This window comes from Pseudomonas folii, from assembly GCF_014357575.1.
Taxonomy (GTDB): Bacteria; Pseudomonadota; Gammaproteobacteria; order Pseudomonadales; family Pseudomonadaceae; genus Aquipseudomonas; species Aquipseudomonas folii.
Genome location: NZ_JACONW010000023.1, coordinates 20,029 through 37,569, shown reverse-complemented (window position 1 = coordinate 37,569; position 17,541 = coordinate 20,029). Strand labels below are relative to the sequence as shown.

Annotated in this window: 13 protein-coding genes; 9 read left to right on the top strand and 4 right to left on the bottom strand. The window is 56.8% G+C overall.

Going from position 1 to position 17,541, the window contains the following annotated elements:
- Positions 1-47: 47 nt before the first annotated feature.
- The 5 genes from H8S59_RS07495 to H8S59_RS07475 all read left to right on the top strand — a co-directional run bounded on the left by H8S59_RS07495 (position 48) and on the right by H8S59_RS07475 (position 7,943).
- Positions 48-1,205, top strand: a complete 1,158-nt coding sequence (locus tag H8S59_RS07495; RefSeq protein WP_095095709.1) for an EAL domain-containing protein — start codon at positions 48-50, stop codon at positions 1,203-1,205.
- Between the two features lie 62 nt (positions 1,206-1,267).
- The gene (locus H8S59_RS07490) at positions 1,268-2,599 is read left to right on the top strand and encodes a deoxyguanosinetriphosphate triphosphohydrolase (RefSeq protein WP_095095706.1); all 1,332 of its coding nucleotides are present in this window, start codon (positions 1,268-1,270) and stop codon (positions 2,597-2,599) included.
- A gap of 324 nt (positions 2,600-2,923) precedes the next feature.
- Positions 2,924-3,322, top strand: a complete 399-nt coding sequence (locus tag H8S59_RS07485; RefSeq protein ID WP_187521008.1) for a response regulator — start codon at positions 2,924-2,926, stop codon at positions 3,320-3,322.
- A 335-nt stretch (positions 3,323-3,657) separates the two neighbouring features.
- On the top strand, positions 3,658-4,284 hold the full coding sequence (locus H8S59_RS07480; protein ID WP_176469880.1) for a response regulator transcription factor: 627 nt from the start codon (positions 3,658-3,660) through the stop codon (positions 4,282-4,284).
- A gap of 8 nt (positions 4,285-4,292) precedes the next feature.
- Positions 4,293-7,943 carry a transporter substrate-binding domain-containing protein gene (locus H8S59_RS07475; protein WP_187520998.1) on the top strand — a complete coding sequence of 1,217 codons (3,651 nt, stop codon included), beginning with the start codon at positions 4,293-4,295 and terminating at the stop codon, positions 7,941-7,943.
- Positions 7,944-7,986: 43 nt separating this feature from the next.
- Here the strand turns inward: H8S59_RS07475 and H8S59_RS07470 are convergent, their stop codons facing one another.
- On the bottom strand, positions 7,987-8,331 hold the full coding sequence (locus H8S59_RS07470; RefSeq protein ID WP_027898748.1) for a YggL family protein: 345 nt from the start codon (positions 8,329-8,331) through the stop codon (positions 7,987-7,989).
- On the opposite strand from H8S59_RS07470, the gene H8S59_RS07465 reads away from it, so the two are divergent.
- Entirely contained in the window at positions 8,324-8,563 is a 240-nt protein-coding gene (locus H8S59_RS07465) for a hypothetical protein (protein WP_187520997.1), read from the top strand. The two genes, H8S59_RS07470 and H8S59_RS07465, sit on opposite strands and share 8 nt — an antisense overlap.
- Positions 8,564-8,650: 87 nt before the next feature.
- Complete coding sequence (gene dacB / locus H8S59_RS07460; protein ID WP_095095698.1) at positions 8,651-10,117, top strand: D-alanyl-D-alanine carboxypeptidase/D-alanyl-D-alanine endopeptidase; 1,467 nt, start codon at positions 8,651-8,653, stop codon at positions 10,115-10,117.
- Between the two features lie 169 nt (positions 10,118-10,286).
- Here the strand turns inward: dacB and H8S59_RS07455 are convergent, their stop codons facing one another.
- Entirely contained in the window at positions 10,287-12,698 is a 2,412-nt protein-coding gene (locus H8S59_RS07455; protein WP_187521007.1) for a sensor domain-containing diguanylate cyclase, read from the bottom strand.
- A 151-nt stretch (positions 12,699-12,849) separates the two neighbouring features.
- Positions 12,850-15,120 (bottom strand): bifunctional 23S rRNA (guanine(2069)-N(7))-methyltransferase RlmK/23S rRNA (guanine(2445)-N(2))-methyltransferase RlmL, encoded by a 2,271-nt coding sequence (gene rlmKL / locus H8S59_RS07450; protein WP_187520996.1) that lies wholly within the window; start codon positions 15,118-15,120, stop codon positions 12,850-12,852.
- A gap of 72 nt (positions 15,121-15,192) precedes the next feature.
- On the opposite strand from rlmKL, the gene H8S59_RS07445 reads away from it, so the two are divergent.
- Together H8S59_RS07445 and rmf are read left to right on the top strand one after the other, a co-directional pair.
- Positions 15,193-15,447, top strand: coding sequence for a hypothetical protein (locus H8S59_RS07445; protein ID WP_187520995.1), 255 nt, complete (start codon positions 15,193-15,195; stop codon positions 15,445-15,447).
- Between the two features lie 240 nt (positions 15,448-15,687).
- Entirely contained in the window at positions 15,688-15,903 is a 216-nt protein-coding gene (rmf, locus tag H8S59_RS07440) for a ribosome modulation factor (RefSeq protein WP_002553055.1), read from the top strand.
- A 118-nt stretch (positions 15,904-16,021) separates the two neighbouring features.
- Here rmf and H8S59_RS07435 read toward each other — a convergent pair whose 3' ends face one another.
- On the bottom strand, positions 16,022-17,047 hold the full coding sequence (locus H8S59_RS07435) for a quinone-dependent dihydroorotate dehydrogenase (RefSeq protein ID WP_187520994.1): 1,026 nt from the start codon (positions 17,045-17,047) through the stop codon (positions 16,022-16,024).
- Between the last annotated feature and the right edge of the window lie 494 nt (positions 17,048-17,541).

The window sequence follows — 17,541 nt, the reverse complement described above, 5'->3', positions numbered from 1 at the left end:
ACCGCCGCGTTATTGCCGTTAACTGCCGAGTTTACTGAGGAGGCCATGTGATCGATGGGCAACCCCTTGCCTGCTTTCAGCCGTTCATTGATACCGCTACTGGCCGTATTGCTGGTGTTGAAGCATTGGGCCGTGTTCTCCAGAATGACGGCCAGCTCAAATCTGTCGGCCCGTTGTTCGCCGACCCGCGAATACCTGCTGCAGCATTACGTCGACTGGATCGTATTATCCGGGACAACGCGCTGAGTCGACTTCACCAGGCTCCTGATGACTGGTTCCTGAGCCTGAACATTTCGCCCCGCTGGATATCTCGCCTGCGCCCCGGCCAACCGCTGCCCAGCCTCAAGCAACTGCAACGAAATGGCGTCGATCCAAAACGCATCGTTTTTGAAATCACTGAACTCGAGGGCAACAGCCAGCGGCTTGCAGAAGTCGTGGGCCGCTATCGCGACGCAGGCGCACGAATTGCCATTGATGATTTCGGTGCAGGCTACTCCCAGCTGGATCGGGTGCTTGCACTGCAACCTGACATTCTCAAGCTGGACATGCGCTTGTTTCAAGCCGCCGCGAAAGGAGGACCCAGCAGCGATATCGTCAAGGCACTGGCCCAGATGGCAGAGAAAACCGGTTGCTGGATTATCGCGGAAGGTGTCGAAACCGAGGCCGAACTGCATTTCGCCCTTGAATGCGGCGCACGCTATGTACAGGGTTTTCTATTCGCCCGGGGCGAGCAGGCATTCTTCGACCCGGATGCGTTCGTCGAACAATTCGCCCGGCTGCGCGACTGCTATGTGCAGAAAAAACTGGCAGAGCGGGCGCTGGTGATGGATCTTCGCCAGCAACTGACGTCATTGATGGCGATTCTGCAACGATGGGATCAGCATGCGCTCGACCGACTGCCGCAACTGCACGATTACCCGTGGTTGCTTCGCTTTTACCAGTGCGATCGGCATGGCACCCAGCTCACGCCCAATCTGGAGTGGCGCAATGGTGAATGGCATTCTGACGCAACTTACATTGGCCATAACTGGTCATGGCGTCCCTACTTCTACCACTTGCTCGCAGAAGGCTGGCATGAACGTCGCCTGATCCTGTCCAACACCTATCGCGACGCTACAACCAATCAGTACTGCCTGACCGCCGGGCAGTTTTTCGACAACGACCAACGCATACTCCTGATTGATGTCGATGCAGTTGGTTTTTAACCCCTTGCAGCCGACGCATCGAACCCGGAAGCTAGGCAGTCTTTACCGACGGAGTGAACGCCTTGGATTGGCAAACCCTGCTCAACCGCGAGCGACTTGGCAAAACCCTGCACAGCCCTGAAGAACTGGGACGCAGTCCTTTTCACAAGGACCACGACCGGATCATCTTTTCCGGTGCTTTTCGCCGCCTCGGGCGCAAGACCCAGGTGCACCCAGTTTCGAGCAATGATCACATTCATACGCGTCTGACCCACTCACTGGAAGTCAGCTGTGTAGGCCGCTCATTGGGTATGCGTGTCGGTGAAACCCTGCGTAGCGCCCTCCCCGACTGGTGCGACCCAAGTGATCTGGGGATGGTTGTGCAATCAGCCTGCCTGGCTCACGACATTGGCAATCCGCCTTTCGGTCATTCTGGCGAAGATGCGATTCGCAACTGGTTCAATCAGGCAGCAGGCCGCGGCTGGCTGGATGCAATGAGCGAGGTCGAGCGGAACGACTTTCTCAATTTCGAAGGTAACGCCCAAGGCTTTCGGGTGCTGACTCAACTGGAATACCACCAGTTCGACGGTGGTACACGGCTGACCTACGCAACCCTCGGCACGTATCTGAAATATCCCTGGACGGCGCGCCACGCCGATTCTCTGGGCTACAAGAAACACAAATTCGGCTGCTACCAGAGCGAGCTGCCGATTCTGGAGCAAATCGCCCAGAAGCTGGGCTTGCCGCAACTTGAAGAGCAACGCTGGGCACGGCATCCATTGGTGTATCTGATGGAAGCTGCGGACGATATCTGTTACGCGCTGATCGACCTGGAAGACGGTCTGGAAATGGATCTGCTTGAGTATGCAGAGGTGGAATCGCTGCTTCTCGGGCTGGTGGGCGATGATTTGCCTGATACCTACCGCCAGTTGGGTCCTGATGATTCGCGCCGGCGCAAGCTGGCCATCCTGCGTGGCAAAGCCATTGAGCATCTGACCAATGCTGCGGCGCGGGCCTTCGTCGAACAACAGGACGCGCTGCTGGCCGGCACCCTCAGCGGTGATCTGGTCGAGCACATGCATGGCCCGGCCAAGCGCTGCGTGCTGAGTGCCAAGGACATGGCACGCAAGAAAATATTCCAGGACAAGCGCAAGACCCTGCATGAAATCGGTGCCTACACAACACTGGAAATTCTGCTCAATGCCTTCTGCGGCGCTGCACTCGAGCAGTTTGGTGGGCGCACGCCATCTTTCAAGCATCGTCGAATCCTGGACCTGCTAGGCAACAGTGCTCCCGACCCTAAAGCGCCTCTGCATGCCTCCTTCCTGCGCATGATCGACTTCATCGCCGGTATGACCGACAGCTACGCCAGTGAAATGGCCCGGGAGATGACCGGCCGCTCCAGTCCGATGTAAAGGTCGAAGGCTGCCGTCCTGTGCCTGCAAGGACTGGACGGCAGCAGGGCTGTCTGCCGGTAACATCCGCAGCGGCGTCGACGGTACAGATGGACCACGACAGACCTACCCAATACGACTTAAAACTTCAGACGCCTCCTACAGCCTTTTAGGATTCGTCTTATCGCAAGCCCTTCGTGCCTGCCAGATACTCCCGCCCCTTTAGCAGCCACCACTGGCCGCCTCCACTTACCCGCCCACGGGGCCTTGTCGATGCTGCCCGTCGCCGCAGCTTTGCGTCGATTCAGCATCCGGGCTGGCCGTCAACACCTGCCGGACTTCCTGATGTTCAAACACAAATTACGCATTTTGCTGGTGGAAGATCACCCCTTCCAACTGATCGCCACACAAATCATCCTGAACAACCAGGGCTACTTTCTGCTGACGCCTGCCTTGACTGCTGCAGAGGCCATGCAAGCCATAGAACGAACCCCTCAGCCTTATGATCTGCTGATTTGCGACCAGCGCCTGCCAGATGGCGCAGGACTCGACGTTATAGAACAGGCTTTCCGGATGGGAATGGCCCGTTACGCCATTGTCCTCAGCGGGCTGGATAACGCCCAACTGCGGGCCATCGAACAACTGGCGGTTCAGCGCGGGGTTCCCTTGCTGGGCTGCCTTGGCAAACCGCTACACGGTGCTGACCTTGCCCAACTGCTGGGCACCTGCTTCGAGGAAAGCTGAACCACTGAAACACGCCAGGGAAAAACCATTGCCCATCAACAAACCCTCCCGTGCTGTAGTGAACTACGCTAGTACAACTACCGAAAGCGTATAAACAACGTGTAGGGTAATTCCCAGTCGCAATAAACAACATAAACAAAGCCCTCCGTTCAGCCGAGTAAATCCGCCGCCGTTTTAAACATCGCGCATCAAAAAAACAGGCTCCTGCGTGCTCCAATACTCTAATTACTGTAGGAACTTTCCTATATGCCACCTATGGCAGGGTCTCTTCATGTGCCTGCCTGAACATCTGAGCTAAGGTGCGCCCTTTCCTCGCATCTTGTATGGATAGAATTATGAACTCAGTTTTTATCATCGATGACCATCCGGTTATTCGCCTTGCCGTTAGAATGCTTCTGGAAAATGAAAACTACGAAGTCGTGGGCGAAACCGATAACGGTGTGGATGCCATGCAAATGGTCCGCGAATGCATGCCGGACCTGATCATCCTCGACATCAGCATCCCCAAGCTGGATGGCTTGGAAGTACTGGCCCGCTTCAACTCGATGGGGCTTGATTCAAAAATTCTGGTCCTGACCTCTCAGACACCGAGTCTGTTTGCGATTCGCTGCATGCAGTCGGGCGCGGCGGGATATGTGTGCAAACAGGAAGATCTCAGTGAATTACTCAGTTCGGTGAAAGCGGTATTATCCGGCTACAATTACTTCCCGAGCCAGGCGCTGACTCCACCCCATGGGGAAAACGGTCAACCCAGCGAAATAGAGCTGTTCAAGTTAGTCAATGATCGCGAATTGATGGTATTGCAGTTGTTCGCCCAAGGCAGAACGAATAAGGAAATTGCCAAGGGCATGTTTCTCAGCAACAAGACAGTCAGCACTTACAAAACACGCCTGATGCAGAAACTCAGGGTCAAAACCCTGGTTGAACTAATCGAGATGGCAAAACGCAACGCGCTAGTGTGAGGAACAGGATGTCCAGGCGCTTTAAGTACTACTTGATCCTGACCATGGGCGTTTGCCTGAGTCTGGGGTGTCATGCCGCTTTCGCTGCAGCCGAACTCTACACCCTGCTGGGCCGCTCCAGCATCGGGCATATGGAGCTGCAACTGGACAAGACCCAATGGCAGTGGGTACGCAATAAACGTGAGCTGATTCTGGGGACGTCGGCTCCCGACTATCCACCGTTCGACATGACACTGACCGGACGCGACTACGAAGGGTTTACCGCCGACTACGCAAATATCATTTCCAGGGCGCTGGACCTGCCGGTCAAGGTTCTGCGCTTCGAATCCAGGCAGGCGGCTATTGCCGCCCTTGGCACCGGGCAGATCGACTTGCTGGGCAGCGCCAACGGGTTCGAGGCGAAAGACCGGAATATCAAGCTCTCTACCCCCTATGCGGTGGATCAGCCGGTGCTGGTCACCCGCACCGGTGAGACCCGCGCGCTTACTGATGGCCTGGCTGAAATGCGCCTGAGCATGGTCTACCACTACCTGCCACCGGAGGAAATCCAGAAGCTCTACCCCAACGCAGCACTGAAAACCTATCCGTCATTTCAAAGCGCGATCAATGCCGTTGCATTCAACCAGGCAGACGTCTTTCTTGGAGACACCATTTCTACCCAATACATGATCAACAAGGGCTACCTCAACAACATCCAGATGGCCAATTTCGGTAGACACGAACCCGACGGCTTCAGTTTTGCGGTCGCTGGCGAAAACAATCAGTTGCTGGACATCATCAACCGCACGCTCAAGGCTATTCCGGTCGAAGAGCGCATCGCGATTTCCAGACGCTGGGGTGCCAGCGACTTGATGCTGACCGACCAGAAGCTGCAATTGACTCACCGGGAGGAGCGCTGGATCGAACAGCATCCGAACGTCCGGGTCGTTATCAACGAATCATACGCGCCACTGACATTCTTTGATGCCAGCGGCAATTTTCGTGGCATAACTGCCGACCTGCTTGAACTGGTGCGCCTGCGCACCGGTTTGCGTTTCGAGATTACCCGGGCGCCAACCATGGCCGATATGATGAATCAGGTCAGTCAAGGCCAGGCGGACCTGATCAGCGCCCTGATTCCCAGTGAGGAAAGGGAAGATCAATTCAGTTTCAGTCGGCCTTATCTGGATAACTCGTTCGTGCTGGTCACCCGCAAATGGCCTGAGAACTCGATCAACCTTGAGCAATTGAGTGGCAAGCGGATCGCTATCACGTTGGGTAGCCCGATCCTGCCTTTCCTGCGGCGTGAGTTTCCCACGGTAGTCCCCATCGAAGTCGACAACCCCTTTCAGACCCTGGAGATGCTGGCTCAAGGCAGGGTCGAAGCGGCGATCACCTCCCTGGTGAGCGCCAACTATTTCCTGAACTCGGGGATATTTGAAAATCGACTACAAATAACCACGACGGTTGGCGAAAAACCTGCGCTTATCGCAATGGCCACCTCACGAAAAGCCACTGAATTAATCAGCATTCTCGACAAGGCGCTGTCTAGCATCGCACCGCAGGAACTCGCCGCGATCAACAACCGCTGGCGCTCCTTTACTCCATCTGGCGGCAACTGGCAGGAATACCAGCGACAGATTTACCAGATCGTGTTGGGAGCAGGCCTGTTGTTACTTGGCTCTCTGGCCTGGAACGCTTACATGAGGCGCCAGATCAAACAACGCGAGCAGGCCGAGCGGGCTTTGAGCGATCAGTTCGAATTCATGAGGGCACTGGTCAATGGCAGCCCCCACCCTATTTATGTGCGTGACCGTGAAGGCCTGCTGCGCATGTGCAATGACAGCTACCTGAAGGCATTTGACGCGCAACGTGAAGATGTCCTCGACAAAAGCGTGACCGAGGGCGTTCTGAGCAATGTCTTCGAGGCCAAGGAATTCGCCAGCGACTATCAACTGGTCATGGCGACCAACAACCCCATGATTCTCGACCGCACATTGCAGATCGGAGAACGGCAACTGACGATCTACCACTGGATTCTGCCATTCCGGGACTCCCTGGGAGAAGTAAAGGGCATCATTGGTGGCTGGATCGATATCAGTGAACGCCGGCAACTGATCGAAGACCTGCGCTCGGCCAAGGATCAGGCCGATAACGCCAACCGCGCGAAAAGCACCTTCCTGGCCACCATGAGTCACGAAATACGCACGCCAATGAATGCTGTGATCGGCATGCTCGAACTGGCGCTCAAACGTGCCGATCAAGGCCATATGGACCGCCCTGCCGTCGAGGTTGCCTACAGCTCGGCGAAGGATCTGCTGGAACTGATCGGTGACATTCTCGACATCGCTCGCATTGAATCCGGACGGCTGACCTTGAGCCCGGAACGCGCCAACCTGCGTCAGTTGGTCGAGTCCGTCGTACGAGTATTTGACGGTCTGGCCCGGCAAAAAAGCCTCAGCCTGTTGCTGGATCTGGACAGCGGCATCAACACCGACGTGCTGATCGATCCGTTGCGCTTCAAGCAGATCCTCTCAAACCTGATCAGTAACGCCATCAAGTTCACGGAAAAAGGCCAGGTCAGAATCACCTTGCAAGCCGAAACCGGCACCGATCCGCGACAGTTGCAACTGCACGTCAGTATCCAGGACACCGGCATCGGTATCAGCGAGAAGGATCTGCAACGCTTGTTCGAACCCTTTGCGCAGGCTGACGACAATGGTCAACAGGCGCGCACTGGAGCGGGTCTGGGGCTGGTGATCTGCCGCAGCCTGTGCGAAATGATGGGCGGCACCCTTGATTTGAGCAGTGAGCAGGGTAAAGGCACGCAGGTTCACATGACCTTCAACCTGACCACGCTGGAGCCTTTGGCAACCCTGACGGAGCAATCTGAACCCCCTGTAATGGCTAACGCCACGCTGAATATTCTGGTGGTGGACGATCACCCGGCCAACTCCCTGTTGCTTTGCCAGCAACTGGAGTTTCTCGGGCATCGCTGCGCAGTGGCAGAACAGGGCAAGCAAGGGCTGCAGCTTTGGCTGGATGGCTATTTCGATGTGGTCGTGACCGACTGCAACATGCCCATCATGAACGGTTATGACCTGACACGGGCGATCCGCAGCCAGGAGCAGAAAACCGGCCAGCAGCGCTGTGCGATATGGGGCTTTACCGCCAATGCCCAACCGGAAGAAACCCAACGCTGTCGTGAGGCAGGCATGGACGATTGCCTGTTCAAACCTATCAGCCTTACTTCTCTGAGCGAGCGACTTGGCAGCGTCCATCCCCGCGGGGACGCATTGATCGAAGACGAGCAGATCTCCCCCGTAAAACCACAACCGGCGTTCGACATGGCCAGTATCAGTGCCCTCACTGGTGAGCGCCCGGAAATGATTCGGCGCCTGCTCGAACAACTCCTGCGCAGCAACGAGGAAGATCGTCAGCAGTTGACGGCGTTGCTAGCGGCCGAAGATCAATACGAGTTGTGCCAGCTTGCGCACCGGATCAAAGGGGCGGCGCGGATCATTCGAGCAAACCGAGTCATTGAAACGTGCGAAGCCTTGGAGGATTCGTGCCAGAAGACAACGTCAGAACAAGTGATCAAGGATCGTCAGCAGGACATGGAAGTTGCCATGCTCGATCTGGAGCAGGCTTTGCGAGACGCTCTGAACAGAGCCGTGTAAAGAAGGGAATAAAGCGGCGGGCCTGAAGCCCGCCGCTGAAACATCAAGCTACCGAATTGATCGGTGTTTCCGGGTGCCAGGCATCCATCAACGGGCTGACTTCAACCTTGGTCAGCTCGCTACGGCCCTTGAGCCATGCTTCAACGACTGCGCGCTGCTCTTCGTTGACGGAACCACGTTTTGCAAGGCAAACCAGACCGAAGTCATCACCGCCAACATAGTCCAGACCATTGGCGTCCATGGCTTCAGTCAGAAAAGCGTTGAGGAATGCGTCGATCGCCTCTTCATCCAGGTCTTCCTTGAAGTCCAGGTTCAGCTCAAAACCCAACTCCTGGAATTCATCCACGCAGAGTTTTTTGCGCAGACGACGGGAACGATTAGTGGCCATTGGAACAATCCTCTTGAGTAATATCGGGGCGCACTTTATCAGTTTGGGAAGGCAAATGCCCATAAAACCGGCACAGCGCGATAATGCCTGCAACGTTAATGGCGTGCTGATTATGAATGGCGATGACAAAAATACTTTATCCAGACACCTTGGCGGGGCCCAAGTCGCCTACGTTTGGGGCATAATGCCGCTCAATTCGGACGTATTACATATTGTTAGCGAAACTGTTTGAATCACTTGTATTCACGTCAGCTGTATTTTTGTCGAGGGAATTCATCCATGCCCTCTCGTGTCCCGTCTTTGTTGTAGGGGTTACTGAATGATCAAATCATTGCGTCCATTGTTTTTTGCCACCCTTCTTTTGCCACTGGCTTTGCCCATTCAAGCCGCGCCGGTCAACACTTCGCTCCCCCCCAAGGTTCAGCAGGCACTCAAAGCCAGCAAACTGGGCAATGACGCATTGTCGCTGGTGATGCTGCCTCTCAATGGTCAAGGCACCCCGACCGTGTTCAATGCCGACGTCTCCGTGAACCCGGCATCGACCATGAAGCTGGTCACCACCTATGCAGCACTGGAAATACTGGGCCCGACCCACCAGTGGAAAACCGAATTCTTCACCGACGGTACGCTTAACAATGGCGTACTGCGCGGCAATCTGTACCTCAAGGGCGGCGGCGACCCCAAGCTGAACATGGAGAAGCTCTGGCTGTTGATGCGCGATCTGCGGGCCAATGGCGTGCAACAGGTGACCGGTGACCTGGTGCTTGATCGCAGCCACTTCGTGCAACCGCAACTGCCGGTGTTCGATGATGACGGCAACGACAGAAACAAGCCGTTCCTGGTCAAACCCGACTCGCTGATGGTCAACCTCAAGGCGCTGCGCTTCATCACCCGTAACGACGGCGGCAAGGTAATGGTGTCGGTGGAACCGCCGATTGCGACCATTCGTGTCGATAATCAGGTCAAAGCCATCGCGTCCAAACAATGCGGTGACGTTCGTTACAACCCGGTCACGCAGCCGGATGGCACAGTCAATGTCACCGTCACTGGCCAGCTTGGTGATGGCTGCAACTCACAGACTTACCTGTCGCTGCTTGACCACCCGACTTACGCAGCGGGTGCCGTTCGTGCGATCTGGCAGGAGCTGGGTGGCACCATTCTGGGCAAGGACCGCGTAGACGTGGTACCGGGCAGCGCGAAATTGCTGGCCAGGGCTTTCTCGCCGGATCTGGTTGAAGTCATTCGTGACATCAACAAGTTCAGCAACAACACCATGGCCCAGCAACTGTTCCTGAGCCTGGGTTCAGAGTTCCGTAATGATGCAGACGGTGACGATGCCAAGGCAGCACAGCGGGTCGTTCGCCAGTGGCTGGCGAAGAAAGGCATCACTGCGCCGCATCTGGTCATGGAAAATGGCTCGGGACTGTCTCGGGATGAACGGGTCAGCGCTCGGGAAATGGCCATCCTTTTGCAAGCGGCCTGGAAAAGCCCCTACGCAGCAGAGTTCATGAGCTCAATGCCACTGGCAGGCATGGACGGCACGATGCGCAAGCGCCTCAAACGCACCCCGCTATTGGGTGAAGCACACATCAAGACCGGCACCCTGAACAACGTCCGCGCCATCGCTGGCTTCAGCCGTGACAGCAACGGCAATACCTGGGCCGTGGTCGCCATTCTCAACGATCCACGTCCATGGGGCGCGTCTTCGGTGCTTGATGAAGTCCTGGTCGAGTTGTATCGCCAGCCGAAACTGGGTGACAACACTGTGTCCATACGGCAGCAGTGATGGATTTCAGTAAATGACTTTGTAGGAGCGCACGAGCACCGCGAGGCCGCGATGGCGGTGTATCAGGCAGATCGCTATCGCTGCCTCGCGGTGCTCGTGAGCTCCTACAGGGAAATGCATTCCAGCTCAGATAGCTGTGTGCCGGCAACTGCAAGCCAGTCACCTCCACTCAAACACTCACCTCCCCCTGTTTCTCACCCTCCACCCGATCCCGTCCAGCCTGCTTGGCGGCATAAACGCCGGAGTCGGCGCGCAGTAACAGCGCATCGGCACTCTCACCCTCGCGCCAGCTCGCCACCCCGAAACTGGCAGTGACCAGACCGACGCCATCCACCGGCTGGCTGCGCAAAACGTTCCATAGCTGGATCGCCAGCTCATGCGCTGCGAATGCAGTGCTACCCGGGCAAAGCACCATGAACTCTTCACCGCCCAGACGACAGAACACGTCGCTGCGGCGCAAACGGGTAGTGATTCGTTGGCAAATCGCCTGCAGCACGGTATCCCCAACCGCATGACCATACTCATCGTTGACGCGCTTGAAATGATCAATGTCCAGCATGATCAATGACAAAGCCCCGCCGTGACGATTGACCCTCGCCAACTCAGCGCTAAAGCGTTCCTGGAAATAGCGTCGGTTGAAGGCACCGGTCAGTACGTCAGTGACTGACATCTCGCGCAACTCTTCTTCCACGCGTTTCATGTCAGTGATCTCGGAAAGGAATCCATGCCAGACCACTGCCCCGCCAGACTGAGCCTCCGGCATGGCATGGCTGTGTACCCAGCGCAGTCCATGCCCCGGAACATTGAGTCGATACTCGTCCTGCCAAGGTGTCATGTGTTGCGCGGAAGCGAGCATGGATTCCTTCACACGTCGCGCATCCAGTGGATCGACACGGGCAAATACCGATTTGAAATCGAGCAGCATCTGCTCACGGGTCATGCCATGCAGTTCGCACATGCCGTCGTTGATGTAGTTGAATCGTGACTCGCCGCTGGCATCAATCTGAAACTGATAAATCCCCCCAGGCACGTGTGCGCTGATTTTCTTCAATAACATGTCACGTGCGGCCAGCGCTTCGTAAACCAGTTTGCGCTCAGTGACATCGATACAGACCGCCAGATATCCCACCCACTGCTCATGCTCGTTGCGCACCGCGGTCAACAGCATATTGACCACCAGCGAACTGCCGTCATGCCGAATGAACGTCCACTCGTGGGACTTGTGAGGGGCGGCGTCGGCGGCCTCGACGAAAATAGCCTGACCGGCCGTGACCTGATAGCCATACACCTGACTCAGATGTTGAGCATGCTCTTCCAGTTCGGCTGGCACCTGCAGGTCTTTGAGCTGGAGTTGGCCCAGCACTTCGTCCTCTTGATAGCCCAGCATCTTCTGGGCACCAACATTGAACGTGCCGATGACGCCGTTAAGATCCGTCGCAATAATCGCAACATCGGTGGCAGCGTTCAGCACGTTACTGAGTTGCCCATGAGCACCGCGCAATTGTCGCTCGCGCACGCGTAGTTCAGCCGTGCGCTCGTCCACCAGACGCAAGGCACGCTGACGCTGACTGATCAGGTTGTACAGCAAGGCACTCAACAGCAGACTCAGCAACCCGCCCATGAGAATCACGCTGCCCACCAGCGACTGATTACTTGTCATGAACGCCGCGGTCGGCCGAATCTCCAGCAGGTAGTCACGATTGGCCAGCCCCAGCAAGGTACTGACGCGTATGTCGTCAGAGGCTGCAGGGATGGGTGATTGATAAAGCAGTTGTGGTTCGACTGGCGATCCGAGATCGCTCATGGTTACGGTCAGATTATCCTGAGACGGTAGCCCCTCGGTCATCAGCTTGCTGAGGCTGATGACCGCCATGACGTAACCGCTGACATCTGCGACTTCGCCCACTGGATTGGCGTTGGAGGACATAACCGGTGCCAGCAGCAATACCCCGCTGGAGTTGCCTGGCTCCAGCCCCACCAGGTCCATGCGCGGTGTCGCGACCATCGCACCCAGCTTGCCCGCCAGCTCAACAGCGCTACGGCGCACGCTTTCGGAGCCGATATCAAAGCCCAAGGGCAAAGGCTCAGTACTGCGCGAACGGGTGAACAGGACCGGGAAATAATCAGACCGGGCGTTTGCAGGCTCAAGCGCGCCTCCTTGAGTCGCCTCACGTATCGAAAAACCCGTTAACCCCTCGGCAACGGCCTGCCGTTCAAACTGGCGACGCTGAGCATTCGTCACTTTCGGCGCCCACGAGTAAGCCTCGGTGCCGATCAATAGAGGATCGGCGAAACCGTTGAATTCAGTTCGGGTGACGTCACTAGAGAACATGAAGAAACGACGCAAGCTGTCCAGGCGATAAACCTGGCCGTCGAGCCGTTCCTGAATGCGACTGAAGCGCTCATTGGCCAACAGATCGAAACGCTGACGCAATTGATGTTCATAGAATTCGGAGTTGGCGAATGCCAGCACAGCAGTCAGTGCGGCGCCCACCAGAAAGGCGTATGCCGCAACGACCCACGCAGAGGCCTGCTCATTGATAAAGCCGAGAATCCTGGGACGAATCTGACTCGTAGGCATCATTCGACACTCGCAACGCCACAGCATAGAGACGCGTCACGCTGGCTGTAGCTCACTTATAGCTATTAGCCAGTATTTTGCCTAGCCTGACTCGGCACCGATTGCACATCGACCCATCACAAATGCGAACGGATCGATGTGCACCGGCCCATTATCTGGCTGTGATTTTCCACGCCTTATGGATTTTGCTGTTACGGGCGAAGTCAGGATCAATGGTCTGAGCGGTGATTTCTTCCACGGCATAACGCTGTGCAAGATTCTCGTCGAGGACAAACTTGCGGAAGTTATTCGAGAAATACAGCACGCCGCCCGGCGCAAGACGCGCCATGGCCAGATCCAGCAATTGCACCTGATCGCGTTGCACGTCGAAAACCCCTTCCATGCGCTTGGAGTTGGAGAAGGTCGGCGGGTCAATGAAGATCAGGTCGTACTCTTCACGACAGGCGTCCAGCCAGGCCATCACATCGCCCTGCTCCAGACGGTTCTTGTCGGAGAAACCGTTCAGCGACAGATTACGCCGCGCCCAGTCCAGATATGTCCGGGACAAGTCGACACTGGTGGTGCTGCGCGCGCCGCCTTTTGCTGCATGGACGCTGGCCGTCGCCGTGTACGAGAACAGGTTGAGGAAGCGTTTACCCTGAGCCTCGCGCTGGATACGCATGCGCATGGCGCGGTGATCCAGGAACAGGCCGGTGTCCAGATAATCCGTCAGGTTGACCAGCAGCTTGACGCCGCCTTCATTGACCTCGACGAACTGCCCTTGCGCACTTTGACGCTCGTACTGCCTGGTGCCACTCTGGCGCTCGCGGCGCTTGATGATCACGCGGCTCTTGTCGACATTCAGCGCCTGGGGGATGGCCGCCAACGCATCGAACAGTCGGGCCGAGGCCTTTTCCGGATCAATGGACTTCGGCGCGGCATATTCCTGAACGTGAACCCAGTCCTGATACAGATCGATCGCCAGCGAATATTCAGGCATGTCGGCGTCATACACGCGGTAGCAATCGATGCCTTCGCGACGTACCCACTTGCCCAGCAGCTTGAGGTTTTTCTGCAAACGGTTGGCAAACATCTGCCCGCCTTCGCTCAAGCGCGGCTGCTCGACCACCACTGGAGCCGGTTTGATAGGATTGCCGTTCTTGTTGTACTTCTCGTATTTGCCTGGAGTCACCAGAGGGCTGGTGTCTTCCGGCTCCACGTGCTCGCGCTCAACCTGACGCTGTTCGGCAGTACGCCGTTCGCCGGTCACGAACTGGTCCGGCAGCACTTTGATCAGCAGCAGCTTGCACGGCAAGGCACCGTTCCAGAAAGCGTATTGCTTGTGACTGCGAATGCCCATGCGCTTGCCCAGATCCGGAGCGCCGGTGAATACCGCGGCTTCCCAGTTCAGACAGGCCTGACGTAAACGCTCACCCAGGTTCTGGTAGAGATAAAGCAGGCTGGCTTCGTCGCCCAGTCGCTCGCCGTACGGAGGGTTACAGATCACCAGACCTTTCTGGTTCTGGTCAGGACGCGGCTCGAATGTCGCCACTTCGCCCTGGTAAATCTTGATCCATTCGCTGAGACCGGCACGCTCCACGTTGTTGCGTCCCGGCTGAATCAGGCGCGGGTCCGCTTCGTAGCCGCGAATCCACAGCGGTGGCTTGGCCAACCCTGCTGCAGCGCGCTCCAGCGCCTCGTCGTGCAGCTTGCGCCACAGGGCTGGCACGTGACCGAGCCACGCGGAAAAACCCCAGCGTTCGCGCTTGAGGTTTGGCGCGATGTCGGCAGCAATCATCGCCGCCTCAACCAGAAACGTACCTACGCCGCACATCGGGTCAGCCAGCGCGCCGCCCTCAGCCGCGATGCGCGGCCAGCCTGCACGAATCAGAATCGCCGCCGCGAGGTTTTCCTTTAAAGGTGCAGCGCCCTGCTGCAAGCGATAACCACGCTGGTGCAGGCTGTGGCCAGACAGGTCCAGGGACAGAATCGCTTCGCCCCGGTCCAGACGCAAATGCACGCGCAGATCAGGGTTCAGCTTGTCCACTGAAGGACGCGAACCGTCGGGCATGCGCAACTTGTCGACGATGGCATCCTTGACCTTCAAGGCGCCGAAATGGGTGTTGTCGATGCCCGACCCGTGGCCGCTGAACTCAACCGCCAGCGAGCCGTCCGGTTCCAGGTGATCGTGCCAGTCAACGTGCAATACGCCGTTGTACAGGTCTTCGGCGTCCTTCATCGGGAAGCGCTTGAGAACCAGCAACACGCGGTTGGCTAAACGCGACCAGAGGCAAAGCCGGTAAGCAGTCTCCATGTCGGCACTGCCGCGAATGGCTGAAGTATGTTCACGGGTTTCCTCGAGGCCCAGCGCAGTGGCTTCCTCGGCAAGCAGCCCTTCCAGGCCTTTAGGACAAGTGAGGAAAAGTTCGTAACGGTCCGACATGAGTATTCCAGGGCGTAAGCCATAAGCGGCGGGCAACGCATTGCCCGACCAGATTTAAAACAGGCGTCTTTCTTGGAGAACGCCTGCGCGGCACACAATTTGTGCCAGACCACCTCGAACCAATCGGGTTATCAAGGCAGTCATCCCCAGACCATCATGGCCAAGGGACATTTAAAAACCACTATTCAGCACGACAACCGTCGCAATAAAAAGTCACATCGCGACCCTTCGTCGATTCAGGTCTACTTGCAACAGGCCATCATCTGCGGTTGCGAAACAGTTGCAACATTTCTTGCAAGCCTTGCCAGTTCAGGGCTGCCGAAATAATCAACTTTGAAACAGCTGCCTGCTTATGTTCCAGTTATTACAAATATGACGTGCTTATGACAAAACGATCATTCACAGCACCCGATCCATTGGTTAGAAATCACCACAGGTTGTCACCGCAATGGTGAGAACACTCAAGCCCGCGACGCCGGCAGCGGGTACCAACGGCAGAAAATTTTCTGCCCGACCTCGACATGAGGTCTCAGGGACATAACAGTCAACAAACGAGGGCAACACCCTATGAGAAGACTTAAGCGTGATCCGTTGGAAAGAGCATTTTTACGCGGATATCAGTACGGCGTTCATGGTAAATCCCGTGAGCTTTGCCCTTTTACTCTACCGTCGGTGCGCCAAGCCTGGATCAATGGCTGGCGAGAAGGACGTGGCGACAACTGGGACGGTATGACCGGCACTGCGGGAATCCACAGACTCAACGAACTTCACGCGGTCGGATAACCAGGTAACTTCCGATCAGTCCATCAAATCTCTGAAATCGTGTCAAAACCAGAAGCGTCCCATCCGGGCGCCGGGCGCAAGCCCAAGGGGTTCCTTAAGGGAGCCCCTTTTTTTGCCCTCAGTATTTGCGCATCGCGGCGATCGCATCCACCGACTGGCGAATCAACGCCGGGCCTTTATAGATGAAGCCGGAGTAGATCTGGACCAGGCTGGCGCCAGCAGCGATTTTCTCAGCCGCGTGCTTGCCTTCGGTGATACCGCCCGCGGCAATGATTGGCATCCGCCCAGCCAGTTCGCCAGCCAGTACCTTGACCGTATGGGTGCTCTTCTCACGCACTGGAGCACCGGACAGACCGCCCGCCTCGTCACCATGGGGCAAGCCTTCGACGCCGACGCGGCTCAGGGTGGTGTTGGTCGCGATTACCGCATCCATCCCTGACTCGATCAGCGCCGCGGCGACCAGCACGGTTTCTTCATCGGTCATGTCCGGCGCGATCTTGATGGCCAGCGGCACGCGCTTGCCATGCAATTGGGTCAGCGCTTCCTGACGAACACGCAACGCTTCAAGCAACTGCTTGAGCGAGTCACCGAACTGCAGGCTGCGCAGGCCCGGAGTGTTGGGCGAACTGACGTTGACCGTCACATAGCTGGCGTGGGCGTACACCTTGTCCAGACAGATCAGGTAGTCGTCCACCGCGCGCTCGACCGGCGTGTCGAAGTTCTTGCCGATGTTGATACCCAGAATGCCTTTGTAGCTGGCGGCCTGAACCCGACTCACCAGGTTATCAACGCCCAGGTTATTGAAGCCCATGCGGTTGATGATCGCTTCAGCCTGCGGCAGACGGAAAATCCGCGGCTTGGGATTGCCCGGCTGAGGACGCGGCGTCACAGTACCGATTTCAACGAAGCCGAAACCCAGTTGGGCAAAGCCGTCGATGGCCGCGCCGTTTTTGTCCAGACCGGCAGCAAGCCCGACCGGATTGGGAAAATCCAGGCCCATGACGTTCACCGGCAGACGCGCCGGGGCCTTGCTTAACAAGCCATTGATGCCCAATCGTCCACCAGCGCCAATCAGATCAAGCGACAGGTCGTGGGAGGTTTCCGGGGAGAGTTTGAACAGTAACTGGCGGGCCAGGTTATACATGGGCGGGCGCGGCTCGTAAGAAGCTGAATTCAGGGCGGCGATTATAGACGTCTGAGCGATTGCGTGCGAGGCATGCCTGCAGGCTTTTGCATGAACTGATTGATTGTGATGCTGTGATTGGCATAGGTATCTACACAGCTTTCAAGTCGTGTACATATCCATTTTTGCGGTAATGGCTGATATTGGTTGCGCTTTTACAGCGCCTCACTTTTGATAGATCCGGAAGCCGGCCCAGACAAAAGTAACCAAAGCGCTCTTGCCCCACCACTTGGTGCCTCGCTGTCGCTCGGCATACCCGTAATCCGACATTGCTGCGTGGGGCCGCCGCCACCGGCCATCCATGGCCTAAGGCGGCTAAACCGGCATCCCTGCCGGTTTGCCCCACGCAGCAATATCGAATTCCGGCCGGCGTGGTTTAACGGGGCGCCTAAGATCAAAATCAAAAGCAGATCAAGAGCAGATCAAGAGCATCGGTTTCACCCCGGACCGGTAGG

Coding starts and splice junctions, on each gene's coding strand:
- H8S59_RS07485 (WP_187521008.1), top strand. CDS start 2,924: ATGTTCAAACACAAATTACGCATTTTGCTGGTGGAAGATCACCCCTTC.
- H8S59_RS07480 (WP_176469880.1), top strand. CDS start 3,658: ATGAACTCAGTTTTTATCATCGATGACCATCCGGTTATTCGCCTTGCC.
- H8S59_RS07475 (WP_187520998.1), top strand. CDS start 4,293: ATGTCCAGGCGCTTTAAGTACTACTTGATCCTGACCATGGGCGTTTGC.
- H8S59_RS07470 (WP_027898748.1), bottom strand. CDS start 8,331: ATGGCCACTAATCGTTCCCGTCGTCTGCGCAAAAAACTCTGCGTGGAT.
- dacB (WP_095095698.1), top strand. CDS start 8,651: ATGATCAAATCATTGCGTCCATTGTTTTTTGCCACCCTTCTTTTGCCA.
- H8S59_RS07455 (WP_187521007.1), bottom strand. CDS start 12,698: ATGCCTACGAGTCAGATTCGTCCCAGGATTCTCGGCTTTATCAATGAG.
- rlmKL (WP_187520996.1), bottom strand. CDS start 15,120: ATGTCGGACCGTTACGAACTTTTCCTCACTTGTCCTAAAGGCCTGGAA.
- rmf (WP_002553055.1), top strand. CDS start 15,688: ATGAGAAGACTTAAGCGTGATCCGTTGGAAAGAGCATTTTTACGCGGA.
- H8S59_RS07435 (WP_187520994.1), bottom strand. CDS start 17,047: ATGTATAACCTGGCCCGCCAGTTACTGTTCAAACTCTCCCCGGAAACC.